This window comes from Pseudoalteromonas sp. PAST1, assembly GCF_021532515.1.
GTDB lineage: Bacteria > Pseudomonadota > Gammaproteobacteria > Enterobacterales > Alteromonadaceae > Pseudoalteromonas > Pseudoalteromonas simplex.
Window position 1 is genome coordinate 110,609 of sequence record NZ_JAKGBH010000007.1, and the last position, 16,543, is coordinate 127,151.

A 16,543-nucleotide genomic window follows, 5' to 3' on the forward strand; every position below is an offset into this window, starting at 1 on the left:
CTATAAAGTTACTTAAAAAAGTGCAAATTAACCTTCTGGTAATCTTCTGGTTTTAATCTGTTGTTTTGTAATGTAAAAAAGCTCCTAAAAAGGAGCTTTTCACAAGAGGTTTTTAGTTTTCTTCTTCATTTTTTATTTGCGGGTCGGCACTTTCATAGCTTGTGCCATTGCACTCAACGATGAAAATCATACACGCAGTACCGTTATTTTCATCAGTATCGGCTATTTCAATTGTTTGGCCATCATTAGTGACTTTAAAGCTAAAGTCTTGCTCGCAATCACCTTCAAGGTTTGCAAATTTAGCACCTGTAAACTGAAAGCCCGCTTCAACTGTTGCGTTATCAAGTGTATAAATACCGAGGCTGTTTCTTTCGTTGACAGTACCGCCACCAGAAACTTGCTGACCGTTTTGGAAGTATGTAAATACAGCTTCATTTTCAGTGTTAAGTGTAACATTCACTGTAAAGTTGTAAGTTTGACTTTCGCTCATTGTTATTACCTTCTAGTTGTTTTTTATAGATCAAAGTTAGTAATGCCTAACTCAATTAGTTTACTTTTATTTTTTTCTATCTCGCTTACTTTATTTAAACAGATATAAGCTTGTATAAGAGGGTAAACTGTTTTTATACTTTTACTACCGCTACTGTTTTCTTCTGTTGTACTTATAACTTTTCTGCAAAATTCACTTTTTGAAATAGGATCTTTTTCTAATTTTGCTTTTATTAAATATGTCTTTATAAGTATTGATTCGTTTTCTATTTTTCTTGTGTTGTTGATTCTTTCTTTAAATTCTGAGTCGTTTTCAAGTTCATTTAGTAACTCCTTTGCTTTTTGGTAATTTTTTCTATTTATAAAATATTTTATTAAACTTATTCTAATGTTAATTATGGTTGGGTTTGAAGAGGTTAGGGTATTAATGTAATTAATTACTTCAATAGCTTCGTCACTTGTTTTGTTATCTTCAAGTAGCATTAGTTGGTAAGAAAGAGATCTATAATATTTACGCTTGAAGTTAACGTTATTAGGATCTTGTCTGAGTGCTTTTTTTATAGAGATTGTTGCATTTTCAGCTTTCAGATAAGCATCTTTTTTGTCCGGGAAATAACTTAGAAGGTAGCTTTGTTGCATGTAGATATTAAAAATATCATTAAGAAGGCTAGCATCATCAGGTCTTATTTTTAGGACAGAATCTAATTGATTAATAGCTTGCTCAAGCATGAGCAATGCTTCGCTTAAATTCCCTAGGTTTTCTTCCGTAGTAGCAATCCAACTAATGGTGTCTGTTTTATCGCGTAATAAATTTTTATTATTAGGCTTAAGTTTAAGTGCTTGGTTTTTAAGTTTTAAAGATTCTGTAAAGCTCTGTTTTGCGAGAGCGTAGTTAAATTGCTTTAAATACAGTGAACCTAAGGAGTTGTAAGAATAAGATAGCTCTACAATCGAGTTAAAGTCATTGGGTGCTAATGTGTACATTTTTTCACTGTACTCTTGGTAGCGTTTTATCCAAGGCTCGGCGGCATTGTAGTCACTGCTATCAAAGTTTAATTGCCCAAGCCAGAAGGCATTAGCCCCTGCGAGCATTAAAACATCTAGGTTATTGGGTTGAATTTTTAGTAAAGATTCTAGGCGCGTTCGCGCATTTTCAAAGGCTGTGAAGGCTTCGTCGGTTTTGCCGCGCGAGTAGGCCACTTCGCCCATAGCCTCTAAGGTTTGAGCGTATTGAAAACGGTTATTAAACTCGGCTTGTGTATCGCTAAAATCAAACAAAGACGCTGTTTCTTCGTCTTGATTTGTAAAATACTCAAGGGCTTTGTTGCTAATACCATCAAGTAAATCCATACGTTCAACGCTTCTGAGTTTATCGGCAAATTCACCAACCATAAAACCCAATAAACTCTCAGCTTCTTGGCGTTTTTGTTTTGCTACTTGTTCGGCGTGATAGCTGCGCACGCTCATAAATGTGGCAATAAAGGTTAAGCACACAAGTGCAGCTGCCGTTATTTGTAACACGCGTTTTTTACGTTTGGCTTTATTGTTAGAAGCCTTAATTAACGCTTGTTCGTCACTCGATAAGCTAAACATAGGGTTTTTAACTAGGCTTTGTGCTTCTTGTAGCGGTTTACCTTGGGCTAATAAAAAGTCGCTGTGTTTTTGTTCAAGCAGCCAGCGCTCGGTGGCTAGTTGCACACGACTTTGAATTGCTAAGCTTTGTTGGTGCTCTTGCACCCAATCTATGGCGCGTTGCCAATGGCGTAGCAGGGCTTCGTGGGCAAGGCTAAAGCATGCTTGCTCATTTTTAAGGTGTGACACAAACAAGCGGCTGTCGACCATAGCCTGAACAAGCTTGGTCGCAGCTGGGCTGGTTAATTCGCTCCAATGTGCTGCACGGCTGGTGAGTGTTTCGCCATCTGGGTTTAAGGTGATCAGTTTTGAAAGAACCGCAGCAAGTTCAGTTTGTTGGTCTTTGGGTAATTGGCAAAATACCTGTTCGGCTTTTTGGCCGATAGCTCCTTCGATGGTGCCAAGCGCTTGGTATTCAGAAAACAATAATTCGTTGTCTGGGCTTCGCTGTAAATAAAGCTGTTGCAAGGTGTATTGCAGCATTGGCAATGCATCTGGGTTATTGGCAGTATCGTTACAAAGTTGTTCATCAAGCGGTGTGTGATGCTCTGGGTGATGTTGCCAACTTAAGCCTGCTGCAAGTGCTGGCAAACGGATCATTTGCTTAAGCTCAGAGCGAGTTGGCGCTAATAAATCAAAGTGTGCGCCGTTGGCTTTACCTGCCATTAAACTTGGTTGACTCACTACTTGCGGGTAAAAGTCATTACGACAGGCACTAAAAATGATCATGCAGCCACTTGTTGCTAAGCGCTCAATAAGTGCTAACAGCTGGTTGCGCTCGTCATCGATAAATAAAGGTGATGACAATAGCACTTCGAGCCGGTCGATAAATAAAAATAAATAGGGTGTAGTGCGCTCTTTATTTAGCGCTGCAAGTGCTGCTTTACAGCGGGAAATAACCTGTTCTGGATCTGTTAATAACAATTCAGCCAACGCATCGGCGCTTATATCGCTAAGTACAGGTGCGTCGTTTATTTCTAAATCGAGCAAGGTTGAGGCTAAATCAAGCAGTAAGCGCTCTTTGCTGACATCGGCAAAGTCGAGTTGGCAGTAACTATGTACTCTAATGCCATCGTAGCCATTACTCGACATTAAAGCGGGCAATACACCTGCGTTAACTAACGACGATTTACCTGAACCACTGGCTCCCAAAATTAAGCAAAATGCGCGACCAAACTCTATTTGAGCCGATACCCGCTGTAGCAAAGTGGCAATTTGTTTGTTACGACCAAAAAACACATCGGCTTGCTCTGGTGCAAATGCACTTAAGCCAACAAAGGGCGAATCACCTTGCCAACTGGTTTGGCTGGCTTTTTGTTCTTCGTTGAGTGGAAAGTTGATTTCGGCTATAACCCGATAACCGCGTTTACGAATGGTTTCTATGTAATGCGGATCGCTTGCTTTATCGTCAAAGGCTTTACGTAATTGGGTGATCACTTTATGTAGGGGGTTGTCACCGAGCGCCACATTTGGCCAGCAGTGGCTGATAATTTCTTCACTTGTTAGTAGCTCACCTTGTTTTTCGCAAAGCAGCAGTAATACATCCATCGCCTTGGGTTCAAGATGCTTTGTTTGTTCACCGCGTCGGATTGAATTAGTAGCCGGAGTAACTTGCCATTCGCCAACGAAAAACAGCGCCGTATTCATAGTGTTATCTTCATTGTTATTGTTAGAAACGCAGTCCGATTGGACCGATTACGGAATTCTTTGATTAATACAATATTATGAGATCAACAGCAAGCGCCTTGCCTTTTCTGACATTAAAAAATCATATTGATGTCGTGTATATAAAACTTTTTGTAAAGTTTATTTGACTTTTTGTGTTGCTAGGTTAATCTTTAGTCAAGTTTACTTTACTTTTAAGGTGAGAATAATGAATCAAACAGGATTAACCTTTAAACAACGTAATAAGCAGAACACGCTAAACCTCGCTAAATGGACATCTGCATGGGTGATTACTTTAGCAGTTGCCTCATTTGGGCCGCATTTTTTATGGCAAGAGCAGGCTATTTTTAGTGTTGTGGCAATCTTAATCAATGTAGTAGTTGGCATCATGATGATTTTATCGAACAAACGACAACTACAAGGAATGGATGAGCTGCAGCAGCGTATGCACCTTAATGCAATGGCCATTACCTTGGGTGCAAGCTTGGTATTTGGTTTAGCTTACTCGGTGGTGCAATCAAGCGGTTTAATTAGTTTTAAAGAAGATATTTCACACCTCGTGCTCTTTATGGGCTTAACCTATTTAGTGAGTCTTTTAATGATGAATAAGCAGTTAAACGACGAGGGCGAAGAATGAAAAACCGCTTGAAAGTGCTTCGTGCTGAGCACAACTACACCCAAGCGAAACTCGCAGAGCTTTTGGATGTGTCTAGGCAAACCATTAATGCGATTGAAAAAGGTAAATTTGACCCAAGTTTGCCATTAGCATTTAAAGCCGCGCGTTTATTTAACCTGAGTATCGAAGAGATATTTCAGGATGAGTAAGTCTGATAGCCTTCAGCCTTCAGCCTTCAGCGATCAGACTTACAGCTGACAGCTTAAGGCTGAAGGCTTTGTTTTTTCATCTGCATCGCACTTAACGACCACATTAAAAAGCCACCTAAGAATAATGCCGCCGAAACATAGCCTGTTTGACTAGGGAGTGCGCCTTCGGCAATAGCCATGCCGCCAAGCCAAGGGCCAATCGCATTAGCTGTATTAAACGCACACTGCACCAGCGCACCAATCATGGCATGCCCTTGTGGTGATACATCCATTAATAGCGATTGGATCACGGTACCTAAACCAACACTAAAACCAATAAAGAATATCACCGCGTATAACAGCCAAATATTATGGCTTGCGCTTACATAACTGGCTGCAAATACTACAGCACCAATTAGCGCAGCCCCTGTGGTTTTCAGCGGTGAGTGGTCGGCTGCTTTACCTAATACATAGTTACCTAAAGTACAACCAATACCAAACATGATCATAGCAATAGAGATAGTGTAAGCAGGGGTATGGGTGACTTCTAAAATAGTGTCGGCAATGTAAGTGTAAACACAAAATACACCACCAAAACCAATAATGATGATACCTAGAATGGTCCATACGAGCTTGTTCTTTAATACACTTAACTCATCGAGAATCGATGTTGGCGCGGTATTTTTTACGTTAGGTACGTATTTCACAATCAATACCAAGGCAACTAACGCAAGTACAGCGGTGCCTGCCAAACAATAACGCCAGCTAAAGTTTTGCCCCACTAAGGTGACCATGGGCACACCAACGATAGTGGCAATGGTTAAACCCATAAACACTTTTGACATAAAGCTTGCGCGTTTATCGGCAGGGGCGATGTCGGCAGCCAATAAAATAGCAGCGGCGAAGTAGGCACCGTGTGGTAAACCACTTAAAAAGCGAAATAAAATAAGTTGCTCAAGCGAGTTTGCAAAAGCACTTAAGCCATTGAATAAAAACATCATACTGACAAACATCAACAGTGCATTGCGCTTACGCATGTTGGCGGTTGTGATCATAAATAGCGGTGCACCGACGACGACGCCTATCGCGTAAGCGCTGATGGCATAACCACTTTGCGCTGGCGTAGACGAAAATGTTTCGCTGATCAGGGGCAACATTGGCATCATAGAAAATTCTGATAGGCCTAAAATGAATGTGCCTAAAGCCAATACTATCAGAATGGTAAACGTGCTTGCGTTGCCTTGGGAGTTGGCTACGTTAGTCATGTAATTCCTTTAAAATAAATTTAAAAACAAAATAGATTTTTGATAATTGAAAGTGCCAGTAACAAATACTTTGTTCTGGAGTAGAGATGTGTGCCCAGCGCTATTGTAATACAAATTAATGGGGTTGATACAGTACTTTTTGGAACGTTCTATATTAGTTTGCTATAAGAAAATAACCTGAACTTCTTAAGTCTTTGCTGTTCAAAATAAATACAGAGAAAAAGCCAACTATACTTGGTTAATTAAATTGGTTTGAAGGAGAGTGTAATGAAAAAGATATTTGCTTGTATCGACGGTTCATGCATGACCGATGCGGTGACAGAAGCGGCTATTTGGATTTCTAAGCGCTCCAGCCATCCAATTAATTTTCTGCATGCATTAGAGCCACCTTTGCCGCAGGGCAGTGATGATTTAACCGCAATTATTGGTTTAGGTTCGCAAACCTCATTGTTAGAGCAATTGGCAAAACTTGAGCAAGAGCGCAACAAAGTAGCGTCGCAGCATGGTCAATTATTGCTAGATGAAGCAATGAAAAAAGCCGAGCATGCAGGCTTAAACGAGATTGAGCAACAGCAGCTTTCAATGAGTCTTGTTGATGCTTTACTTGAACATGAAGACAATGCCCGTGTGATGATTATTGGCCGCTCTGGTAAAGGCCATTACGATGATTTTAAAGTACTGGGCTCGCATATTGAAACGCTGATCCGTCAGGTACATACCCCGGTTGCGATTGTGCCGCCGCAATTTCATGAGCCCACAAACTTTATGCTGGCTTATGATGGCAGCGAAAGTACCGACAAAGCGATTACACAAATTATCAAAGGCGGTATTTTATCCGGCTTAGATTGCCACTTGGTGATGGTTGATAAACAAGACGGTCACAGCCAAGACAAACTCGATACTGCCTCAGCAAGGTTGGCTGAAAACGGCTTTAATGTGAGAGCGCGTATGCTCGATGGCGATGTTTACCAAGCGCTGTGGCGATATAAAAGTGACCACGCCGTTGACTTAATGGTGATGGGCGCATTTGGTCACTCTAAATGGCGGCAGTTCTTTTTAGGCAGCACGACCTTAAAAATGCTTGAAGATAGCCGTATTCCTTTAGTGGTGTTGCGCTAAGTTATTTACCTGTGACAGGGTGCGACAATATGTCACGTGTTCAGACTAATTAATGAGTTTTATAATCGACGTCATTAATTATTTGCTTTGATTTTAAAAGAGTTATGAACACGCAATCTTCTCGCCCTGGTTTTTTATTTTCCAAAATTGCTGCAGCACTTAGCTGTGTTTTAAGTATTTCGGCCTTTGCTGATGATTCTATTGAAGTGATAGAAGTACAAGGTCATGCCCAAAATAACCATCAACTAGTTGGCTCTGCAGATGCGTTACTGAAAGATTTAGGTGTTGATTTTTCAGCAGCCGGAGGTGTGTCTAATTTGCCAGTAATGAACGGCATGATGGGCGATAGAGTTAAAGTTTTAGTCGATGGTGCTGATGTTACAGCAGCGTGTGCTAACCAAATGAACCCGCCACTCTCTTATGTGTCGGCAAACCAAATTGCCTCTTACAGTGTCGTTGCTGGTGTATCACCAGTAAGCAGTGGCGGGGATAATATTGCCGGTGTTATTAGGGTAAATACGATTGCCCCTGAATTTAGTGATACAGACTCAGTGAACTGGCGCACAGGCTATGTTACCGCCCAGTACAAAAGCGTTAACGATAGCCAAGCATACGCGCTAGGTGCCAGCCTTGCGAGCAAACAGTTTAGCTTGTCTTACCAAGGCAGCTTTGAAGATGCTAACAGCTATGATGATGGCCATGGTGAGCGTGTACTTGATACCTTATATCGAGTGCAAAATCATGCTTTAACAGGCGCTATTCGTAATGAGAAACAACAGCTTGTGGTTAAGCTGACGCATCAAAAAATTCCTTACCAAGGCTTTGCAAATCAATACATGGATATGACCGATAACACCAGTTATGGTTTCGTTGCTCAGTATCAACGTGAGCTTGAAAATGGTGATTTGCAGGTGCAAGTGAATGCGCATGATGTAAAACACGAAATGGGTTTTTTCAGTAATGAGAAAACCGGCATGATGCCGATGAATACCGATGCACAAGATTACAGTTACCAAGTTCATTGGCGCACTGACTTATCAAAACAGTCATCACTAATGCTAGGGCAAGAATATTACGGTTATCGAATTGATGATTGGTGGCCAGCGGTTACAGGGTCAATGATGATGGGCCCAAATGAATACGTAAACATTAACGATGGCAAACGTGACCGCCTTGCGGCATTTGCGGAGTACCAAAACCAAGTAAACCAAGCATGGTGGGTGTCGGCAGGTGTTCGAGTTGAGCAAGTCAGCACAGATACTGGCGAAGTGCAGGCTTATAACGAAGGTGGCATGAGCGGTATGGCTAATATGGGCTCAATGATGGATATGTCAAAAACCGACGCCCAAGCTGCGATGGAATTTAACCAATTAGACCGTAAACGTGACGACACCTTAGTTGATATTAGTTTACTTGCTCGCTATCAATTATCGAACAACGATGAGCTGCAATTTGGTTTAGCTCGTAAAAACCGCGCCCCTAATTTATATGAGCGTTATAGCTGGGGTGTAGGTACGATGGCAACCACCATGATTGGTTGGTTTGGTGATGGTAATGGTTATATTGGTAACCCAGATTTAGACGCCGAAACAGCTCATACGTTAAGCTCTAGCTACACCAAACTTGCCAAAGACGATAGCTGGCAAGTAACGGCAAATGTTTGGTACACGCAAGTAAATGATTATATTGATGCTGAAGTGACTAAGAGCTTTAATCGCACCGACATGGCGCATACCAAGCGTAATATTCTTACTTTTACGAACCTAGATGCCACTCTTTACGGTGCAAAACTGGCGGGTTTGGTAGAGCTTTACAACTCAAAGCAAGCAGGAAAATGGCAATTAAAAGGCTCACTAACCAGTACTCATGGTGAGCGTGATGATAGCAATGAAGACTTATATCAAACTATGCCACTGCACACTGAGCTGAGCCTAGAGCACGAATACAAAGGCTGGCAAAACGCACTGAGCTGGCAATGGGTTGATAGTAAAACTCATGTTGATGAGCGCCGTTTAGAAAACCAAACCGACAGTTATCAGTTACTGGCTATCTCAAGCCAGAAAACGTGGCAAAATTTAACCTTTAAGTTAGCAATTACCAACTTACTTGATGAATATTACCAACAGCCACTTGGCGGTGTAAGCATTGCTAATTACAAGCAAGATATGAGCAATGGCTTTGAGCAACTTGCCGGACAAGGCCGTTCGTATAATGCCAGTGTGAGTTATAGGTTTTAGGTTAGGGAGTTAGCGAGTTGCTAGAGTAAAGTTAGCAAGCTGCTAGGGTAAAGAGTGAAGAGAGCTGTCAGCTTTCAGATTAAAACCAGAGTTTCTAGTTACGAGAGTAAAGTTAGCGAGTCAGATCACGTGTCCGATATAAATGTGACATAAGCTGTCGTAGGCGTGAAATTTATTTCGCGTTAAAACATATTGCACAAAGAGAAAAGAATGAGAAGACAATGAGGTAAAACAATAGATTACTTGTTGTTTTCCTCTAAAGCGCAGCGTCTCTTATCCTCTTTGTGAAAATAAATGTCTTTGACGTAGGCGTGAAATTTATTTCGCGTTAAAAAAATTGCACAAAGAGAAAAGAATGAGAAGACAATGAGGTAAAACACTGGATTGCTTGTTGTATTCTCTAAAGCGCAGCGCCTCTTATCCTCTTTGTGAAAATAAATGTCTTTGTCGTAGGCGTGAAATTTATTTCGCGTTAAAACAAATTGCACAAAGAGAAAAGAATGAGAAGGTAATGAGGGAAAACACTGGATTACTTGTTGTTTTCTCTAAAGCGCAGCGTCTCTAATCCTCTTTGTGAAAAAATGTCTTTGCCGTAGACGTGAAATTTATTTCGCGTTAAAACAAATTGCACAAAGAGAAACTAATGAGAAGAAAATGAGGAAGTAATATTAAAACTTTTTTTGTTTTTCTCTAAAGCGAAGCGTCTCTTATCCTCTTTGTGAATCATAGAAGTGTTGCGCGATATAAAATCGCGCCTACAATTTTACCCCTGACCGCTAGGTATTTTAATTTTCCTGCTCAGCTTCTTGCTGTGCTAATTTTTCGCGTTCTGCCTTTGAGATGTAGGCCGGTTTATTGCTTTTATGCAATTTTGCATTGGCACGCTTATCTTTTTGCTTAAGTTTAGTGAAGATCTTTTTTCTGCGGTTCATGAGTCTAACAAACGAATTAATAGGGTGAGTGGCTATTGTACCTTGTTGGTATTTTTAAGCGATCTATTTTGCTTGAATTAGAGATGTTATGTCGGCGTTATAAGCGTTACAATCAAGGCGACTTTCTAAAAACCTTCTTAAACTCTGGAGCTTATCTTGAAACATTCATTACTTGCTGCATTTTTATTAAGTGCTTTCTCTAGTCAGGCTGCTGTGTCTGAGCAAAGTGAAAAGCTGGCTAACTACGCGGTAGAGCAATATCAACAAGCGCAAATTCATACCTTAGAGAATTTAGTTTCGTATCCAACGGTAAATAAAGAAGGTCTAGCGACTCCAGATAACCCAGATTTCATTGGCTTTAAGTCGTTCTTAAAAATGAAAGCGGCGCAGTTTGGTTTTGATTATCAAGATTTAGGCTACACAGTGTTAATTGGCATGGGTAACCAAGCTGACAAAGTAACCATAGTAACCCATGGTGATGTGCAACCTGCAGATGCCAGTAAATGGCAGCAAAGTCCTTTTAAAATGGATAAAACCTCTGAGCCAGGAAAGCTAATTGCTCGTGGTACAGAAGATGATAAAGGCGCAATTGCGACTGCACTGCATGCAATGAAGGCGATTAAAGACAAGGGTATTACTTTAAATAACCGTATTGAATTAATGGTTTACCTTGCAGAAGAGTCTGACTGGGCACCACTCGAAGAGTTCATGAAAACCTATCAGCAACCAAAATATGCTGTCACTATTGATGCTTCATACCCTGTGGTTGTTGCAGAAAAAGGCTGGAGCTTAATTGCGCCGACTTTCTCTGCGACCTCAGCACAAACAGGCTTATATGTCAGTGATTTAAAAGGTGGCGCCTTTGTTAGCCAAATCCCTGAAGATGCCAGCGTGTTAGTGCATAACGCTGATGCGGCAACTGTGGCTAAATTACACGACAATGTTGCTCAGCTTAAAAACGTCAAAGTGGCGATGACTGAGCAAACAAATGGCTTGTTAGTCCAAGTGAAGGGGATTTCAGCGCATTCTTCTGAGCCAGAAGCGGGTGAAAATGCCATCGCGCATCTTGCAGAAATCTTTAAAGGTATTGATCTTGAAAACAATAGTGATGGTCAAGCCATTGAGTTTATCAATCAACTAATTGGCCTTGATTTATACGGCGCGCAATTCGGTGAAATTGGTTACAAGCATGACTTTATGGGCCCGATGACTGTTTCGCCTACCTTATTAAGCCGCGACGGTAACGACATTAAACTGTCGATTAATATGCGTCGTCCGGTAGGTAAACAAGAAGCGGTGCTTAAGCAGCAAATTAATGAAGCACTTAGTGCTTGGCAAACCACTAATGGTGCTACGTTAAAAGACACTAAAGTTATTATTGGTACGCCAATGCTGTTAGATGGTGCGCCTCATGCAGAAGCATTACTCGATATCTTTAAGCACTTTACCGGCGATAAGGACGCGGGCTTTGTGTCAATTGGTGGTGGCACAAATGCTAAGCTGTTTGATAATGCGGTGTCATTTGGTCCATCAATGCCAGGTAAAAAGTACACAGGTCACTCAGAGCATGAGTTTATTACTGAAGAGCAGTTAGCACTGAACTTAAAAATGTATACTGCAATGATTATGAAGCTAGGTAATATGTAATTCTATAAACTGAAAACGCCGCTTTATAGCGGCGTTCTTGTTTAAAACTGGTGACTCATTCCTATTTAGAATTGGGCAACAAACTTAAGGTTATAAAGTTCAGCAGAGCCGCTTTCAGTGTAATTCGCGGTTAAATAGTATTTATCATTAATAAAGTACTTACCTTGTAAAACGAGTTCAGAATCATCCAACCCTGCACCTATGGCATAGTGATCGCCGAAGTAGTAGCTGATCATGGCATTGCTTGCTGAATTATAAAGGCTGTCTTGATGGCCAACATCGACGGTAATGTAATGGCTACCGCTTAAATGATTAAAGTATCTGGCAGAGACATTCCAAACGTCGAGTTCATCATCTGTTTCTGCGCTAAAACCAAGGTAATCCTTATCGTTGATTTGGAGGTTATACTGCGCTTTCAAGCGGAAATAATCATCACCATAGCTACGCACATCCCTATTTACAGAGACTTTTAAGGCATCGGCAAATAAGTAGCCAAGTCCTAGCGTGTAATTGTCTAAATCCCTCACGTCCCTCATATCAGCTACAGCAAACCAGTTGTTAAAAAAATACTCGCCTGATAAACCAATATCGTTGTAATAGTCTCCTCCTGAGTAATTCACTCGAAAGTTTGTATCTGTATCTAGGTAACCATAATCATCGAGCACCCCCGAGCTTTGCTGCTCTTCAAAGTAGTAATGGCTTACTAATTGATAGCCATCAAAGTCATAATAGTCATTATTAATATGAGTGTATTCGATACTGTTGAACCATTGTTTACTTACTTGTTGTTCTGTGGCGATTGAGCAGTTTGAATAAGCAAGTGTTGCAAGAGCGATCGGGGCTAATTTTTTAATCATACATATCCTTGTTGTATTTGGTTTTGCTTCATAAAGATAATACAACGAGGCGGTAAAAAGAATGTAATAAAGTGTTGTGGGTCTGTTAGTTTGTGAAAAGGCCAAGCACTGCTTGGCCTACAGAGATTAATTAAGCGTTGTGGTGAGTGATATTTCGGCATTCATCAGTTTAGAAATAGGGCAGCCTTGCTTGGTTTTCTCACAAAGTTGCTCAAACTTTTCGAGTGAGATTTCTTTTATCTTTGCGCTGACATCAAGTGCAATGTGGCTCACTTCGAAGCCGTCATCAACCTCATCAAGGCTCACTGTTGCTTTGGTCGTTATGTCGTCAGCGACAAAGCCTGCTTCAGTTAGTGCCAGCGATAGCGCCATGCTAAAACAGCTACTGTGTGCCGCTGCAACCAGTTCTTCAGGGTTAGTACCTGGCTTATCTTCAAAGCGAGTGTTAAAGCCAAATGGCTGTTTCTCAAGCGCGCCACTTTGACTAGAAATATAGCCTTTGCCAGATTTAATATCACCAGACCAACTCGTATGTGCAGATTTTTTAATTGTCATCGTCATCTCCTTTGTAAATTTTTTCGACGACCGTGAAAGGCTTTCAGGGTTTTGTGCCGAAAACGGTGAGTTCACGATATAAGTGCAACTTAAACGCCAATATTTCTTTTTGCCTCACGCTTGCAACGTTCTGAGCAGTATTTAACATGCTGCCAATCACGTTGCCATTTTTTACGCCACATAAATGGCCTGTCGCAAACGGGGCAGGTTTTGCTGGGTAAATTCAGCTTTTTATGAGCCATGGCGTTGTCTTTTAAGGCTTATCACATGCTTATGCAGTACGGCTTTTGTGCCACGTTTTACGTCATCACGTTCTCGAAATGACCATAACCGCTCACGTGCTTGTTTGGCTGCGTGTTCAATATCGACCATGGGCTCTGGGTAGTCTTCGCCTTGTTTAAAATTATTAAACAAGGCTTCCATTGGCGGTTGTTGCCATGGCTGGTGGAGATCTTCTTTGGGTAAGTTTTTAAGCTCAGGGCACCATGTTTTTATAAATATACCATCTGGGTCTTTGTCTTCAGATTGCTTTATTGGGTTATACAAACGAATGGTGTTAGTTCCTGTGACCGATGCTTGCATTTGGATTTGTGGGTAGTGAATACCCGGCTCAAAATCTAAAAAATAACGCGATAAAATAAAGCTGACTGATTGCCAATGAATGTTCATATGATGAGTCATAAAGCTGACTAGCATAGCGCGCATTCGAAAATTAATGTAACCCGTTGCTGCGAGGCAGCGCATGCACGCATCAATAATAGGAATACCTGTTTGACCTTGCTCAAAGCGCTTTAAGTGCTCTGCAACGAGTTCATCATCGCGATAGGGGTAGTGTAGGTAGCCCGCGTTTTGCGGTGCAAACTCCATGCTGCATTGAGTTTCGAACTTTTGCATAAAATGGCAATGCCAATGAAGCCTAGATTCAAAAGCATGTAATGAGCGACGCCAGCTTAAAGGCTGCTTTACTAAATAGTATTTTAGGGTTTGATAAACTTGTCTGAGGCTTAGGTTGCCAAAAGCTAAGTAAGGCGAAAGCCTAGAGCATGAACCTCTACTTTTGGAAGGACTTGAGATGCCACTTTGGTAGTTTTTTGCACGCTCTTCTACAAAGCTCTGTAGGCAAGCTCTAGCTGCATGAGGGCCACCATATTGAAACTGCGGGTCGTGCTTTAGAAAATCATTAACACAGGTCGCGGCTTGGTAATTATGAGGCAGCACTGCATTAAAGGCTTGCCAATTTGGCGTTACAAGACGTTGGTTCATCACGCCATGCCAATGTGCTTGCCAATCAAACTGTTTTGGCCGCGCTCGTTTTACACCTCCAAGTGGCGTTTCGTGCCATGGAATTGCTTTACTGTTTAGCCAGCGTGTGACCTGTTTATCTCGCTCAAATGTATTGTTTAGGCCTATTTCTTGATGACTATAAACCCCTGCAATATCAAAATCTTCACTGAGGGTTTCTAACAAGGTAATCATTTCTTGATTATAAATGGCGATTTCAGCGTTGTATTTTTCAAGTTGTTGGTTGATGTCTTTTAGTGACTGAGCAACAAAACGCCAGTGCCTTAAGCTGTAATGGGGGTCGTCGAGTAATAGAGGCTCAAAATTATAAATGAGTAAGCAAGGCAGGTCTGATGCAATCGCACTGGCAAGTGGTTGATGATCAGACAGTCTTAGGTCACGTTTGAACCAAACAAGATTTACTTTTTGTTTTTTTGAGTCTGCCATAAACGTGGAGTTGAAAAAGTGTTTTGCTCTTAATACGTAACAAGTTACAACTTCGATTAATTGCTACAACGATCCACAAAGTTTCCACATTTGTAGCATATTGCCCACACACTTTTGAATGATATTCAGATTATGCTTATGGTCAATTGAATGACATAAGAGGTTCGCTATGAAGCATTTATCTGCACTTTCTGTTTTAGCTATTTCGTTGTTAGTCACAGCGCCCGCTTGCTTTGCTCGCGATCATCAAGGCGGTCCACCCCAGCGACCTGACTTTACGACGATTGATATTGATGGCAATGGGGTGATTGATTTTACTGAGTTTAGTGAACAGCCTATGCCAGAAGATATGCTGCAAACCATTTTTAATGACATGGATACTGATCAAAATGGTGAAGTAACTGAAGACGAGTTCAACAACCATAAACCACCAAAACGTAAGGAAAATCAACGATGATCAACAGTGTCTCATCGGGTGCGAATTTTCAGCCCATGCAACGACCGCAAGCAGAGCCGTTAACCAGTGAACAGACAGAGTTAATGAATGAAACTTTAGCTCAGTTTGATCCTGAAAACTTAACTGCAGAAGATGCACAATCTATTATGCAAACATTTAAAGATGCGGGTATTCAACCAGGTCAAGAAATGGAAACAATTATGGCTGAAGCAGGCTTTGATGCCGCTGAAGTCGGTGAATTAGGTCGTCCTGAAGGTGAGCGTCCTCCTGGTCCGCCACCACCTCCGCCTAGTGGTAACTCACTTGAGCAGGTTGATACTGAAGAAGTTGTCAGTTATTTAGATGAGTTGTTAGCGCAATATTCTGATCAACTGGGAGAAGAAGATAAAGAAGCGATTCTAGCCTCTGTGCAAGAAAAGTTTGGTTTATCTGAAGGTGAATCGCTGTTATCGGTCACAGCGTAAATCACAAAGCGGTCATGATGACCGCTTTTTTATGCTCTGCTAATTACAGTGCTGCAGCAAAAGTCTTTATTTCGTTTTGTGCTGCTTCTAAGCTTTGCTCTGCACCCGGCATCGCAAGACCTTCGGCATAAATAAAATCAACGTCAGTCATACCCACAAAACCAAGTACATCTTTTAAGTATTTAGTTTGTGTATCCATGTCAGTGCCTTGATACAAACCACCACGTGCTGCAAGTACCACCACTTTCTTGTTTGCAATTAAACCTACAGGGCCTTGCTCAGTGTATTTAAACGTAATACCAGCACGAGCAATACGATCAATCCAAGCTTTGAATGTTGATGGAATTCCAAAGTTGTACATTGGTATACCAATAACAATCAGTTCGTTATCGTTAAGTTCAGCAATTAAATCGTCAGAAATTGCAGCAAGTGCTTTTTGCTCATCGCTACGCTCGTTTGCATCAGTCATCCAAACAGCCATTTCTGTCTGCGTTAAGTGAGCAATCGCATTGTCGCTTAAATCGCGCGTTGTTACTGAAATTTGTTGGTTGTTAGCAAGTTGCTCAACAAATTGTTGGCTAAGTTTGGTTGAATTACCTTGTTCACCATTTAAAGATGAATTTAACACAAGTACTTTTTTCATCATGTCACCTAAGAAAACTGAAGTAGTGCAGCCATTATAATTATCAAAA

The 16,543-nt window shown here is 41.2% G+C and carries 16 protein-coding genes; 7 read left to right on the forward strand and 9 right to left on the reverse strand.

The annotated features are described in order from the left end of the window. Positions 1–112 precede the first annotated feature (112 nt). A complete protein-coding gene (locus L1272_RS05220; protein WP_235372902.1) occupies positions 113–490 on the reverse strand; it encodes a DP-EP family protein in 378 nt (125 codons plus the stop codon). 23 nt (positions 491–513) lie between these two features. Beyond that, complete coding sequence (locus L1272_RS05225; protein WP_235372903.1) at positions 514–3,768, reverse strand: nSTAND1 domain-containing NTPase; 3,255 nt, start codon at positions 3,766–3,768, stop codon at positions 514–516. Positions 3,769–3,994: 226 nt separating this feature from the next. Here L1272_RS05225 and L1272_RS05230 point away from each other — a divergent pair, with 226 nt between their 5' ends. Both L1272_RS05230 and L1272_RS05235 read left to right on the forward strand, forming a co-directional pair. Continuing rightward, complete coding sequence (locus tag L1272_RS05230) at positions 3,995–4,423, forward strand: hypothetical protein (protein WP_194442725.1); 429 nt, start codon at positions 3,995–3,997, stop codon at positions 4,421–4,423. Continuing rightward, positions 4,420–4,611, forward strand: a complete 192-nt coding sequence (locus tag L1272_RS05235) for a helix-turn-helix transcriptional regulator (protein WP_054551820.1) — start codon at positions 4,420–4,422, stop codon at positions 4,609–4,611. The genes L1272_RS05230 and L1272_RS05235 overlap by 4 nt, the downstream gene beginning before the upstream one ends. Positions 4,612–4,664: 53 nt before the next feature. Here L1272_RS05235 and L1272_RS05240 read toward each other — a convergent pair whose 3' ends face one another. After that, a complete protein-coding gene (locus L1272_RS05240; protein WP_235372904.1) occupies positions 4,665–5,855 on the reverse strand; it encodes an MFS transporter in 1,191 nt (396 codons plus the stop codon). A 267-nt stretch (positions 5,856–6,122) separates the two neighbouring features. On the opposite strand from L1272_RS05240, the gene L1272_RS05245 reads away from it, so the two are divergent. Both L1272_RS05245 and L1272_RS05250 read left to right on the forward strand, forming a co-directional pair. Continuing rightward, complete coding sequence (locus tag L1272_RS05245; protein WP_235372905.1) at positions 6,123–6,974, forward strand: universal stress protein; 852 nt, start codon at positions 6,123–6,125, stop codon at positions 6,972–6,974. 104 nt (positions 6,975–7,078) lie between these two features. Beyond that, positions 7,079–9,211: a TonB-dependent receptor gene (locus L1272_RS05250; RefSeq protein ID WP_235372906.1), complete on the forward strand. Its 2,133-nt coding sequence runs from the start codon at positions 7,079–7,081 to the stop codon at positions 9,209–9,211. Between the two features lie 785 nt (positions 9,212–9,996). Here the strand turns inward: L1272_RS05250 and L1272_RS05255 are convergent. After that, the gene (locus L1272_RS05255) at positions 9,997–10,143 is read right to left on the reverse strand and encodes a DUF2986 domain-containing protein (protein WP_082389188.1); all 147 of its coding nucleotides are present in this window, start codon (positions 10,141–10,143) and stop codon (positions 9,997–9,999) included. A gap of 156 nt (positions 10,144–10,299) precedes the next feature. Between L1272_RS05255 and L1272_RS05260 the strand changes: the two genes are divergently transcribed. Beyond that, positions 10,300–11,790: a dipeptidase gene (locus L1272_RS05260; protein ID WP_235372907.1), complete on the forward strand. Its 1,491-nt coding sequence runs from the start codon at positions 10,300–10,302 to the stop codon at positions 11,788–11,790. 65 nt (positions 11,791–11,855) lie between these two features. Here L1272_RS05260 and L1272_RS05265 read toward each other — a convergent pair whose 3' ends face one another. The 4 genes from L1272_RS05265 to L1272_RS05280 all read right to left on the reverse strand — a co-directional run bounded on the left by L1272_RS05265 (position 11,856) and on the right by L1272_RS05280 (position 14,930). Then, entirely contained in the window at positions 11,856–12,647 is a 792-nt protein-coding gene (locus L1272_RS05265) for a putative porin (RefSeq protein ID WP_152967109.1), read from the reverse strand. Between the two features lie 126 nt (positions 12,648–12,773). Beyond that, positions 12,774–13,202, reverse strand: coding sequence for an OsmC family protein (locus L1272_RS05270; RefSeq protein WP_235372908.1), 429 nt, complete (start codon positions 13,200–13,202; stop codon positions 12,774–12,776). 89 nt (positions 13,203–13,291) lie between these two features. Beyond that, a complete protein-coding gene (locus L1272_RS05275) occupies positions 13,292–13,444 on the reverse strand; it encodes a DUF2256 domain-containing protein (protein ID WP_082389187.1) in 153 nt (50 codons plus the stop codon). Next, positions 13,434–14,930 carry a cryptochrome/deoxyribodipyrimidine photo-lyase family protein gene (locus L1272_RS05280; RefSeq protein ID WP_138616891.1) on the reverse strand — a complete coding sequence of 499 codons (1,497 nt, stop codon included), beginning with the start codon at positions 14,928–14,930 and terminating at the stop codon, positions 13,434–13,436. Before L1272_RS05280 ends, L1272_RS05275 begins: the two co-directional genes overlap by 11 nt. Before the next feature lie 169 nt (positions 14,931–15,099). On the opposite strand from L1272_RS05280, the gene L1272_RS05285 reads away from it, so the two are divergent. Then, entirely contained in the window at positions 15,100–15,387 is a 288-nt protein-coding gene (locus L1272_RS05285) for an EF-hand domain-containing protein (protein WP_054551812.1), read from the forward strand. After that, positions 15,384–15,851 (forward strand): hypothetical protein, encoded by a 468-nt coding sequence (locus L1272_RS05290; protein WP_235372909.1) that lies wholly within the window; start codon positions 15,384–15,386, stop codon positions 15,849–15,851. Before L1272_RS05285 ends, L1272_RS05290 begins: the two co-directional genes overlap by 4 nt. A 43-nt stretch (positions 15,852–15,894) precedes the next feature. Here the strand turns inward: L1272_RS05290 and L1272_RS05295 are convergent, their stop codons facing one another. Beyond that, on the reverse strand, positions 15,895–16,494 hold the full coding sequence (locus L1272_RS05295) for an FMN-dependent NADH-azoreductase (RefSeq protein ID WP_235372910.1): 600 nt from the start codon (positions 16,492–16,494) through the stop codon (positions 15,895–15,897). Positions 16,495–16,543 lie beyond the last annotated feature (49 nt).

What these genes read in the sequence shown, in the direction of transcription:
- L1272_RS05220 (WP_235372902.1), bottom strand. Translation starts at nt 490, where the DNA reads ATGAGCGAAAGTCAAACTTACAACTTTACAGTGAATGTTACACTTAAC.
- L1272_RS05225 (WP_235372903.1), bottom strand. Translation starts at nt 3,768, where the DNA reads ATGAATACGGCGCTGTTTTTCGTTGGCGAATGGCAAGTTACTCCGGCT.
- L1272_RS05230 (WP_194442725.1), top strand. Translation starts at nt 3,995, where the DNA reads ATGAATCAAACAGGATTAACCTTTAAACAACGTAATAAGCAGAACACG.
- L1272_RS05235 (WP_054551820.1), top strand. Translation starts at nt 4,420, where the DNA reads ATGAAAAACCGCTTGAAAGTGCTTCGTGCTGAGCACAACTACACCCAA.
- L1272_RS05240 (WP_235372904.1), bottom strand. Translation starts at nt 5,855, where the DNA reads ATGACTAACGTAGCCAACTCCCAAGGCAACGCAAGCACGTTTACCATT.
- L1272_RS05245 (WP_235372905.1), top strand. Translation starts at nt 6,123, where the DNA reads ATGAAAAAGATATTTGCTTGTATCGACGGTTCATGCATGACCGATGCG.
- L1272_RS05250 (WP_235372906.1), top strand. Translation starts at nt 7,079, where the DNA reads ATGAACACGCAATCTTCTCGCCCTGGTTTTTTATTTTCCAAAATTGCT.
- L1272_RS05255 (WP_082389188.1), bottom strand. Translation starts at nt 10,143, where the DNA reads ATGAACCGCAGAAAAAAGATCTTCACTAAACTTAAGCAAAAAGATAAG.
- L1272_RS05265 (WP_152967109.1), bottom strand. Translation starts at nt 12,647, where the DNA reads ATGATTAAAAAATTAGCCCCGATCGCTCTTGCAACACTTGCTTATTCA.
- L1272_RS05270 (WP_235372908.1), bottom strand. Translation starts at nt 13,202, where the DNA reads ATGACAATTAAAAAATCTGCACATACGAGTTGGTCTGGTGATATTAAA.
- L1272_RS05275 (WP_082389187.1), bottom strand. Translation starts at nt 13,444, where the DNA reads ATGGCTCATAAAAAGCTGAATTTACCCAGCAAAACCTGCCCCGTTTGC.
- L1272_RS05280 (WP_138616891.1), bottom strand. Translation starts at nt 14,930, where the DNA reads ATGGCAGACTCAAAAAAACAAAAAGTAAATCTTGTTTGGTTCAAACGT.
- L1272_RS05285 (WP_054551812.1), top strand. Translation starts at nt 15,100, where the DNA reads ATGAAGCATTTATCTGCACTTTCTGTTTTAGCTATTTCGTTGTTAGTC.
- L1272_RS05290 (WP_235372909.1), top strand. Translation starts at nt 15,384, where the DNA reads ATGATCAACAGTGTCTCATCGGGTGCGAATTTTCAGCCCATGCAACGA.
- L1272_RS05295 (WP_235372910.1), bottom strand. Translation starts at nt 16,494, where the DNA reads ATGAAAAAAGTACTTGTGTTAAATTCATCTTTAAATGGTGAACAAGGT.